Below are 3,196 nucleotides of genomic sequence, written 5' to 3' on the forward strand. Positions count from 1 at the left end.
TTTAAGACCGATTATGAAGGCTACCAAGGATCGTTCAAGTCCCTTAAACGATCGGCATTACTCAATATAGAGTGGCTTTTTTTATATATATGCGGATGTCAATATGAATCAAGGCTTATATATAAGAAAAGCTGATTTTAATTTTTGTTTGTACTACTATGTTCTGTGATGTCTATTCAAAAATAATTATTATGGGTTCGTGATGAAACAATTTTTTAAAATGGCAATGGTTGCCTCTGCGTTAGTCGGTGTTGTTGGTTGTCAGAGTACTGGTGGTGAGTCAACAGTGGCTGTAACTGAGCAAAATAACAAAGTACAATCAGTATCAACATTTGGTGCGCTTCAGAAGCAATATTCATTAGATAAAACAACCTTTGATTCTGTAGATGATTTTTCAATCTATTCAGAAGAGTCCTACACTGTAATGATGGAAGAGTGGGCTGAGGCAAAAGAAATCTTTTTAGAAATTGAAAAAGAGCCAGGGTTAATTAATGAAGAGTACTCAATGTTCTCTTCGGGTTCTTATGCAGCAAAGTACATGTCTTTAGTTGCGGCTGCCGATAGTGAGTTTTCGAAACTTAAAAGTTATAAAGAAACTGCAGATGTCGTACTGTCTGATGCTATTGCACAAATGGCATATTTGATTGAGATTGATGCAAAGAAATATTACGCACAAGAATTTTTAAGCCTAAATACTCAGTATAAAGCACTTTTTGTGACCGTTGTTGAAAATGACATTGCTGAAGCTCAAACTAAGCAAGCATCATTTCTGACTAATGCAAAAGTAACAGAGATTAAAACGACATTAAAAATTCATGTTGAACCGCTAGAGAAAGAGTTTTCAGACTTATCTCGTAAGGGCTTTAAAACCATCGCGCCAATTAGCTACGGTCAAGCCAAAGCGGAACTAGATAAAGCGAAAAAAGCAGTACAAGCGAATAATCGTGATAAAGCATTGATTGTTGATGTTGTTTCTAAAACACGTTTTCAACTTGATCATTTAAAAAACATGGCAGCAGAAGTGAAATTACTGAAAGCGGTCAAAAATGGACAGTTTGAGCAACCAGTATTAGAGTTTGAAAATAAATTATTATCTATTTCACAAGCAATTAATGGTGATGATTATCGTAATCAACCATTAAGAATGCAGACAGAAGCGGTTTTAGTTTCAGTACAGAAAATGCATGATATTAATAATACGGCTGATCTAGAAGAGAAAATTAAAGAGCTTCAGGTGCAAATAAAAACACTCGAAGTGACGGTTGAAAAGCAGACTAGTGATCGTACTAATGTGCAAAAACAAGTGCTTGTACTGACACAGCAACTTGAGCGAAATGATAACTTAATTAATAATTTGAATGGTGTGATTGCTTCTTATAAAGAGAAAGAAGTTGCAGAAAAAGAGACAACAACTGCACAACCAGTTACAACAGAAGAAAATGCGAAACAAGCGGCAGTTGCAGAAAATAATCAACCGGAAGAGCAAGCATCAGCAGAAACGGCGGTAGTCGAAGAAGCTCCGATAGCTGCTGAACCTATCGCTGAACCTATCGCTGAACCTATCGCTGAACCTATCGCTGAAGCTCAAGAAAGTGTAGTAGAAGAGACAACCGCTGCTAAAACTGAGTTGGTTAAAGCGGATCCAGTGACTACTGACGTTGTTGAGGCAAAGGTAGAGACTAAATAATTGTAGATATAACTGACAGATCGTCAGCGTCTATATACCGAAAGCACCCTATACATTGGTTTAGGGTGCTTTTTTATTGGATATTTATCCGTTTCTGCTACACTTCGGCTGTTCACTTTTTTGAGGTACATCATGACATCACCAGAACCTAAATTAACCCGTTTAAATAAATTCATTAGTGACACGGGTTACTGCTCACGAAGAGAAGCAGATAAGCTTATTGACCAACAACGTATTACAATTAACGGCAAAGTCCCTGAAATGGGAACAAAGGTAGCTGAAGGTGATGAAGTTCTGGTTGATGGAAAACCATTAAAAGAGAAACAAGACCGTATTTACATTGCATTTAATAAACCCGTCGGGATTACGTGTACGACTGAACGTCATGTTGAAGGCAATATCGTTGATTACATTAATCATGAACAACGTATCTTTCCAATTGGTCGCTTAGATAAACCTTCAGATGGTTTGATCTTTTTAACCAGTGATGGCGATATTGTAAATAAAATTCTTCGTGCAGGTAATGCGCATGAGAAAGAGTATGTAGTACGCGTTGATAAACCGATCACTGATGAATTCTTAACTAAGATGGCGGCGGGTGTGCCTATCTTAGATACGGTTACCTTACCGTGTAAGATTGAGCAAGAATCTCGTTTTGTTTTTCGTATTACCTTAACACAAGGACTTAATCGTCAGATCCGTCGCATGTGTGAATACTTAGATTATGAAGTATTTAAGCTAAAGCGTGTGCGTATTATGAATATTGACCTTGGTAAATTAGCGTCTGGTGAATGGCGTTACTTGACTAACGATGAAATGGGTCAAATTAATAATATGATTGGTTCATCAAGTAAGACAGAAGAAGCTTCACGTAAAGTTCAAGAGATAGACGGTAAAGTACGAGTAATTAAAAAAGCAAGCTCGGGGCGTAATCATCATTCGAACAATACGTTTAATGAAAAACGTCGTGAAAAAGCAAAAGAAGAACGATTTGGTAATTCTACACCGAAACGAAGAAATGATCGTAAGGAGCAGGGGAAGCCACAGTCAGAAATTAAAGTTTGGCGCCCGAAATAGACCGTTTTTTCAACACCTTAACTGTTTTTTTAGTTTTTTGGCGATAAAGTCTACAAACAGAGTGTCAAATGCAAATTTTTGTTTGACACTTTTTTTAAATCGGTTACATTAAGCCCCGTAAGAGAGATGGCGCCTTGGCAGAGTGGCTATGCAGCGGATTGCAAATCCGTGGACCGCGGTTCGACTCCGGGAGGCGCCTCCATCTCTTAGTGATTTATGCGACACTAGCTCAGCTGGTAGAGCGCAACCTTGCCAAGGTTGAGGTCACGAGTTCGAGCCTCGTGTGTCGCTCCAAATTTTGTAAAAAGCAGTCATGTAACATTGGCAGACTGTTTTAAAGATGGTGTCTAACCGTTCTTTTTAGAACACATTGGTTAGGAGCATCGCAATAAAGAATTGCGTGCCCTGGTGGTGGAATTGGTAGACACAAGG

At 38.3% G+C, this 3,196-nt stretch carries 2 protein-coding genes and 2 tRNA genes; all 4 read left to right on the top strand.

Annotation, left to right across the window (positions count from 1 at the left end; all coding sequences use genetic code 11):
* Window positions 1–202: 202 nt before the first annotated feature.
* Window positions 203–1,687, top strand: coding sequence for a hypothetical protein (locus PX700_RS21695; RefSeq protein ID WP_479521914.1), 1,485 nt, complete (start codon window positions 203–205; stop codon window positions 1,685–1,687).
* Between the two features lie 132 nt (window positions 1,688–1,819).
* Window positions 1,820–2,764: a 23S rRNA pseudouridine(2604) synthase RluF gene (gene rluF, locus PX700_RS21700; protein WP_479521915.1), complete on the top strand. Its 945-nt coding sequence runs from the start codon at window positions 1,820–1,822 to the stop codon at window positions 2,762–2,764.
* Between the two features lie 128 nt (window positions 2,765–2,892).
* Window positions 2,893–2,966 (top strand) — tRNA-Cys (locus tag PX700_RS21705).
* Between the two features lie 16 nt (window positions 2,967–2,982).
* A tRNA-Gly gene (locus PX700_RS21710) sits at window positions 2,983–3,058 on the top strand.
* Window positions 3,059–3,196: the final 138 nt, after the last annotated feature.

The organism is Pseudoalteromonas sp. TP27 (assembly GCF_056470645.1).